Source organism: Psychrobacter sp. AOP30-A2-5, assembly GCF_052378115.1.
Classification (GTDB): domain Bacteria; phylum Pseudomonadota; class Gammaproteobacteria; order Pseudomonadales; family Moraxellaceae; genus Psychrobacter.
In genome coordinates, this window is sequence record NZ_JBQSXK010000039.1 from 1 (window position 1) to 4773 (window position 4773).

Annotated in this window: 6 protein-coding genes and 1 pseudogene; 2 read left to right on the plus strand and 5 right to left on the minus strand. The window is 37.8% G+C overall.

Features of this window, described 5'->3' with window-relative positions:
- From ACT3S4_RS14095 to ACT3S4_RS14105, 3 genes and pseudogenes are all read right to left on the minus strand, one after another.
- Positions 1-416, minus strand: a pseudogene (locus tag ACT3S4_RS14095) (hypothetical protein); the annotation flags it as partial.
- A gap of 15 nt (positions 417-431) precedes the next feature.
- Positions 432-566: a hypothetical protein gene (locus ACT3S4_RS14100; RefSeq protein ID WP_264298306.1), complete on the minus strand. Its 135-nt coding sequence runs from the start codon at positions 564-566 to the stop codon at positions 432-434.
- Between the two features lie 93 nt (positions 567-659).
- A complete protein-coding gene (locus ACT3S4_RS14105) occupies positions 660-1103 on the minus strand; it encodes a hypothetical protein (RefSeq protein WP_201538578.1) in 444 nt (147 codons plus the stop codon).
- A 285-nt stretch (positions 1104-1388) separates the two neighbouring features.
- Between ACT3S4_RS14105 and ACT3S4_RS14110 the strand changes: the two genes are divergently transcribed.
- On the plus strand, positions 1389-1607 hold the full coding sequence (locus tag ACT3S4_RS14110) for a transposase (protein WP_264673006.1): 219 nt from the start codon (positions 1389-1391) through the stop codon (positions 1605-1607).
- Between the two features lie 154 nt (positions 1608-1761).
- Here ACT3S4_RS14110 and ACT3S4_RS14115 read toward each other — a convergent pair whose 3' ends face one another.
- The gene (locus ACT3S4_RS14115) at positions 1762-2652 is read right to left on the minus strand and encodes a LysR substrate-binding domain-containing protein (protein WP_025650898.1); all 891 of its coding nucleotides are present in this window, start codon (positions 2650-2652) and stop codon (positions 1762-1764) included.
- A 147-nt stretch (positions 2653-2799) separates the two neighbouring features.
- Here ACT3S4_RS14115 and ACT3S4_RS14120 point away from each other — a divergent pair, with 147 nt between their 5' ends.
- A complete protein-coding gene (locus ACT3S4_RS14120) occupies positions 2800-3663 on the plus strand; it encodes a DMT family transporter (protein WP_201538576.1) in 864 nt (287 codons plus the stop codon).
- 253 nt (positions 3664-3916) lie between these two features.
- On the opposite strand, the gene ACT3S4_RS14125 is transcribed toward ACT3S4_RS14120, so the two are convergent.
- Positions 3917-4507, minus strand: coding sequence for a recombinase family protein (locus ACT3S4_RS14125; RefSeq protein ID WP_443559928.1), 591 nt, complete (start codon positions 4505-4507; stop codon positions 3917-3919).
- Between the last annotated feature and the right edge of the window lie 266 nt (positions 4508-4773).

The following is a 4773-nucleotide window of genomic DNA, read 5'->3' on the forward strand; positions in this document are numbered from 1 at the left end:
TGAGTATTTGAGTATTTGAGTATTTGAGTATTTGAGTATTTGAGTATTTGAGTATTTGAGTATCGACCCATTTTTATAGCTACAACAGCTATCAGTTGACGAAAACACTTAGCCGTAGCTTGCATTTCAGTATAGCTATGTCCAGATTTTAGGAGGTTAGCGATAATCTTACGTTTCTCGGAATCTTTCATACGTCCTGAATACTTATCTTCTGTATTAGCACGAGCAATACCTTGCATCTGACGGTTACGCCGATCTTCATAGTCCTTTCTAATAGCAGCGAGCATATCAAGTAACATTGAATTGATGGCTTGCAACACGCTACTCATAAATTCAGTGCTATTCTCAGATTGAAGCGCCATATGTGAGGTCGGCAGCTCTTTTGATACGACTGCCAACTTTTTCTCTGATAGCATTCTTTTGAGAGTAACCTAATCAGCTTGTTTCAAACGTGCTAAGCGGTCAAACTGCTCAACCAAAATCACATCGCCTTCGTGGGTTTGAAAAATGAGATAGTGTATCGCCAAGATAGGTGTAGTTTGATTTTTACTGTCAGGCTGCGTCACTAAAATCCGCGAAGTTTGTTACTACGGATTTGATAGTAGAGATCAGATGGATTGACCATCAGTTCGTCATACACAAAGAGTTGTGCCACAAGTCTACAACCCTCCATTATTATTTTCAGAGTGAAGACTTACCTGAGAGCTACCTTCTTGATGCTCATCTTTATTCTCTTTAAGGTTGGTCCGGCTCTCGTTATTTTGTTTTGTTCTAATACCATTCAATTCAAGGGCCGCTGCAAAAGCATGCTTATCAGGCATACTAATATGGTTTTCATTTTCTAATGGCCTATCTCTTTCAGATAAATGAGCAACTGATAACAGTTGATCGTTTTTTTGCTGGTCTTTAGTATTGAAAGTATCTACTAGAAGATATAAAGAGACTGGAATTAAAAAAATTGCTATTATTATTCTTTTGGTGAGCGCCTTGTTAGGACGAGACTTCCATTTATACAGTGGTGCCAATAACATGAGTACGCAAATAATGGCTAGTAAAAAATTAAAGAAGGAGTCTGCGATGGAATTAAATACATTAGCAATCATAATCTAATCCTTATGCATTACTTAACTTTTTTATTTGTATTGTTTCTAGGTTTAGTCTAAAAGTCAGTTCTAAAGTGGGCTGATAGATAACATATAGTTAAGTCTTTATAAAATCGATACAGCCCTGATCTAAACCCTATCGAGAAAAAATGGGCACAGGCTAAGTTTCTACGCCAAGGATGGATGGAGAATAATCTACCTAAACTGTTTCATGATATGGGCTGTATCGATTTTATAAAGACTTAACTATATAACGTTATTCCAAAGCTTGGTCACAAATGTGTCATCGTCATGGACAATGCCAGATTTCATAAGAACAAACGTATCAAAAAGCTATTAAACCGACACGGTCACCGTATACTCTGGCTACCGCCTTACAGTCCTGATCTAAATCCTATTGAACACAAATGGGCTGAGGTAAAAAAGCTCAGGCAGGGCTGGGGTGAGAATGATCTAAATCATTTATTCAGCAATGTCTGCTGTTACAACTTTAAGTTGGATTGACTATATCTTATTTAAGATCAGATAAAATAAATGACTATTTATTGAGGATATGAGTCTTTATGAATTGTTGATCGGGATTTTCTAAATCATCATTTTAAACCCCTATAACAAATCATAATTTGATCTTTTGATAACAAATAAGGTAAAGATTTTTTTAATTACATTGGGATTTCAGCCATTCGCTTAATTTAATAATATCATCCTGATTATTCTTTAATTCCTTGCAAACGAAGTAAAATTGGTCCCCTGTTAGAAACTCGTGCATTGGAATTCTAACGATATTTTGTTTATAAGCGTCATCCTGCATCATATAATTATTGGTAAGAGTAATGCCCAGATTGTACCTTGCGGCTTCTATCGCTAGTAGTACATGACTAAAATGATTTATCTTTATATCGCTTGGCAATTCAAATCCGCCTGCCTTACACCACCGCAGCCAATCCTCTGCTGTATTCACGCTTGTATCTGCATATCTCACAGACAATATTGGATGCCGCCACAATGCGTCAGGAAGGGGTTTATCTCTTATTTTCTCCCAAAGCTTTTGACCACACACAGGATATAAAGTTTCAGTAAATAAAAACTTACTGATGAAAGCATGTGGAGGAGGATCGACGGTGATATAACAATCGGCCCTTTGCTCATTATAATCAGAGGGATGATTAACCATATCTAAAGTGAGTTCTATTTCTGGATACTGTCTATAGAAGTCTTCTAGTCGAGGAATCAACCAATTCACTGCGACTGAACTGTACAGAGCTAAGCGTATATGCCCAGGTTTTCCATGTTTAATAATCTGACTACTATCTGAAAGTAGACCCAATGCGCCACTCACATCTGTGAAATAACGCTCACCAACCTCTGTCAACGAAAAGGTCCGGCCTTGCCTGTAAAACATTGCTTCCCCAAGATACTCTTCAAGGATGCGTATTTGGTGACTCACGGCACTTTGTGTCACATTGAGGCTTTCTGCTGCTTTTGAAAAGCTGTTAAGCCGTGCAACGGACTCGAAGCACTGTATTGCACGCAGCGGTGGTAAATCCATTATTACCTCAGGTAATACTAAATATGTTTTATATCATTATACATCATACCGTTACTTGAATATACTGCCTGACAGATCGTTAAATCAGCATGAACCTATTGGGGTTTTAACAGTTTCTGAATTCTGAATAGGGCGGGGAGGCTAAGAATGCCAAAGATGAGTGTTGCATTTGCCATGACGCTATTGGTACTAGGAAATATCATTGCGGTCTTCTCAGACGCCTTGATAAAGGCCTTGCCCTCTGAGACGGCGGTATATCAATTTATCCTGTTTCGTCAATGCACAGCGGTTTTAATGCTGTTGCCATTTTGCTTAATTAATAAAAAGAACAAGTTATTCAGTAATATAAAATGGCACTTTGTTCGTAGTCACGTGTGGTTATTGGGTGTGATATTCATGGTACTGTCTCTTCAAGCACTGCCTCTTGCGACTGCGAATGCTATTTTTTATGCCGCCCCTTTATTTGTATTACCACTGGGTTTTTTATTTTATAAAGACAGATTAAATTTTCCGACTATCGCAGCCTCTATATTAGGTTTTGCTGGTATCCTCGTTATTGTACAACCGAAACAGATCAATTTAGGGGCGGTGTTTGCCCTTATAGTGGCGGTAACCATGGCGCTAAACAATCTGTTAGTTCGTAAACTTCCACAACATCATACTGTCTATCAAACGCTACTTTTGACCAATTTATTAGGAATCCCATTCGCGCTTGGTTTGGCTATTTGGGAAGGACAGCCATTTGATTGGCGCTCATTGATTACGGCCGCCAGTTCAAATATATTCATTTTGATTTATGCAGGTATATGCGTACAGGTGTATCGACACATTGAAGCGTACAAAGTCTCTAGTGCGGAATACTCAGGTTTAATAGGGGCGGTGGTGGTTGGAATCATATGGTTTAATGAAGTGCCAAATATGACTTTGTTAGTAGGGTCTGCGCTGATTATTCTACCTTTGATATGGCTGGCTACTCTTGAATCTATGAGGTTTAGACAAAAAATTGGGTAGGATAATAGCTTTTAAAACCTAATCAAGCTGACGTGCCATAAATAATAAGAAATAATAAAAGTTATGAATAAGACTAAAATGTTATTTAACGTTTACATCGGTTCATGCTTGACGAAACTGTAGATTACTTGTTAAACACTATAATAAGTCGGTTGCATGATTAAAAACTTCCAAGTTGGTTCTTATGTATCTAATAGTATCGTGTCTATAAAAAAGACAAACTGTTATTTAAAATACCTCAACTATTCAGCTGTTAGCCCTGCTTTAACACCCGATAAACCGTAGCCACCCCAACACCAACCGCCTTAGCAATCTCCTCTTTCGTCATATTGTTTTGACTGGCCAACTCTCTAATACGATTATGTTTCACTGTATTGGCTTTCTTACCAGTAGGTTTATAGCCACTATTTGCTAAACCCTGCTTAATACGCTCTCTACGTTTATCGTTATCAAGCTTTGCCATCGTTGCTAATAAGTCGATCAGCATATTATTAATTACCCTGAGGATGTCGCCTGTCATACCCCCGCTAACCGTATGTGTAGTTGGTAGGTCAGCCACAACCAATCGTAAGCCTTTGTCTTTGATACGCTGCTTTAGAATTGCAAAATCATCTTGAGATAATCTGCTTAATCTATCCACGCTTTCAACCAGCAGAATATCCTCTTGATTGGCATCATTAAGTAACTTAGTGAGTGCCGGTCTATCTAGCTTCGTACCACTGAAATGTTCAATGTATTCAGCATAGATATCATCATAGCTTTTGCTAAAGCTAATCAAGTCAGACAAGGCTCTCTTAGCGTCTTGATCCTTAGTGCTGGCTCTCACATAAATACGAACGGTCATAACACCACCTCTATTACTTAGACCTAATAATTAATGTTCATTGATAATAGTAAGATATTACTATCTTTTAATAATATAAAAAAGTCTAATGATAGATAGATTATCATTTAAAGGTTTTATGTTTTAGGTATAGGCTAATGATAGGGCAAAAGCGCGGCGACCAGTCCCATAATTCAAAAGCCTGTTATAGATAGTTCCATATTAACAGTCTATTTTGAGTAGTCTGTTAATAGGTTTAAAGGGTGAAATAGCTGGTTCCTTTGGGG

Excerpts from the sequence above, each read along its gene's own strand:
- ACT3S4_RS14105 (WP_201538578.1), bottom strand. The coding sequence starts at position 1,103 with ATGATTGCTAATGTATTTAATTCCATCGCAGACTCCTTCTTTAATTTT.
- ACT3S4_RS14120 (WP_201538576.1), top strand. The coding sequence starts at position 2,800 with ATGCCAAAGATGAGTGTTGCATTTGCCATGACGCTATTGGTACTAGGA.
- ACT3S4_RS14125 (WP_443559928.1), bottom strand. The coding sequence starts at position 4,507 with ATGACCGTTCGTATTTATGTGAGAGCCAGCACTAAGGATCAAGACGCT.
- ACT3S4_RS14115 (WP_025650898.1), bottom strand. The coding sequence starts at position 2,652 with ATGGATTTACCACCGCTGCGTGCAATACAGTGCTTCGAGTCCGTTGCA.